The 1,801-nt window shown below is 56.0% G+C and carries 2 protein-coding genes; both read right to left on the minus strand.

Going from position 1 to position 1,801, the window contains the following annotated elements; all coding sequences use genetic code 11:
- Positions 1–65: 65 nt before the first annotated feature.
- Positions 66–1,043, minus strand: coding sequence for a ParB/RepB/Spo0J family partition protein (locus AWB67_RS37190; RefSeq protein ID WP_087660784.1), 978 nt, complete (start codon positions 1,041–1,043; stop codon positions 66–68).
- A partial coding sequence (locus AWB67_RS37195) for a ParA family protein (protein WP_087660785.1) occupies positions 1,040–1,801 on the minus strand: 762 nt, incomplete at its 5' end. The genes AWB67_RS37190 and AWB67_RS37195, both read right to left, overlap by 4 nt.

The raw sequence follows: 1,801 nt of genomic DNA on the forward strand, positions 1-1,801 counted from the left end.
CCAGGGACACTCGCCGATTAATTCGCAGGCGCAAGATCATTCAAAACAGCCTGCCGCGTTCGAAATTAAGACTCGTCGCCGTCTGAAAACAATTGCGCAACCAATTCGCGAATCTGTTTCTCTTTATCTGGAGTGAGCATTCCGGCCTTTATTTTGACCGTCAATCCTACCGAGTCTTTTGTAATAGACCCCGCGTGGGCGCCACCTGCAAAGATTTTGTCGATGTTGCGATCACTAACGCCTACGACGGTTTTGCCTTCCCCAGCCAAGGCCTGTTTGATAGCCTTTCCGAGCTTTAGTTGTTCGAGCTCGCCAGACACCACTTGCGACCAAAGGGTTTTTGCGATGCCAAGCGCGTCTTCGTTTTGTCCGCGAAGTACAGAGACAACGCTCTCCGCAGCCGTGGCGCCGAGCAGCCGCGGTTGCACGTCCAAGTCTTGGACGACGAATTCCGGAAGCTCGCCAAAAGACAAGTAGCGGTAGAGTTCAGACCGCGAGATTCCCAGAGCCTCCGCCATTCGCTTCCGATTCGGAAATTCCTTTTCAGTCCGCCGGATCGACCGCGAAATTTCGTAATCGCATAAATCCTCGCGCGCCACATTTTCAACCAGGGCCAGCATCGCCATCTCTTCGTCAGAGAGATCAACGACCAAAGTCTTAATGGTGTCCTTCCCGATCATCTTATGCGCACGCCAGCGGCGCTCGCCCGCGACAATTTGATAGCCCGCGCCAGCACGGCGGATCACGATAGGCTGGACAAGCCCCGCTTCGCGGATCGACTCCGCAAGCTGCGCGAGCTTCGCGTCGTTGAAGACCTGCCGAGGTTGCCACGGATTCGGAACGATCTCGGAAACCATCGCTTCTGACGCGGAGCCGGCTTTTTCGAGTTGCACGATTCGCTGTTGCGCAGTCGCTAGCGCGGCAGCCATTCCAGGCGCCGTTCGCGGACTTACAGACTTCTCCTGTTGCGGATCGAGCTGAATATCTTTCGCTGCTCGTACCTCAGCGGTCTTGCTCATCATGCGGTCGCGAAGGCTGCTCATTGTCCGGCCCTCCATTGGGCAACGTATTGGTCGTCGATCCACTTACAGTAGTCGACCATGGGTTGTTTCACCCGCGCTAAGGTTTTGGCCACTGTCTCCGCGCGCGACAGGTCGAAGACGGTCGAAAACGCCAGGGCGCCGTTGCTCATGACGGAACTCGCAGGAATTTCGATCGTATGCAGCCAGTCGCCATAAGCACGTTGAGACCAGGAGCGAACGACTGGCGCAGACGAAGTCGTCCCGTAGTCCACCCTCGAGAGAAGTACCGAAACAAAGTCGTAAGTCTTATCAACCTCGTGCTCGACAAAACCGTTCGCCACTTCAGCGAACAACGACCAGAACGATACCGACGAAATAAAGTCGAGACTCTCGGGCACGAGTGGCATCACCATCGAATCGGCCGCCATCAGACCGTTAAGCGTCATGTACGAAAGCGACGGCGCGGTGTCGAGGATGATGTAGTCGTATTGTGCGCGCAACGGCTCGATGCCCTTGCGTAGCACCGACCAGAACTCGAAGTTCTCCTGCGTCTTCTGCGCCGTGGGAAGATGAAACTCGGCGTCGTGCAAATAGTTATGGGCAGGAATAACGTCGAGGCCGTCCCAATACGTGCTTTGCACCTTTGATTCAAGGCCCCCCTCAAGCGCAGGATCGTAAATGAACGGCAAGACGGTATCCTCCCAAGTCACGTCTTTCTCCGCGTACAGCCCACACAGTTCCGACAGCGATGCTTGCGGGTCGAGGTCGATCATCAGAAC

This window comes from Caballeronia terrestris, from assembly GCF_001544515.1.
GTDB classification, from domain to species: Bacteria; Pseudomonadota; Gammaproteobacteria; order Burkholderiales; family Burkholderiaceae; genus Caballeronia; species Caballeronia terrestris.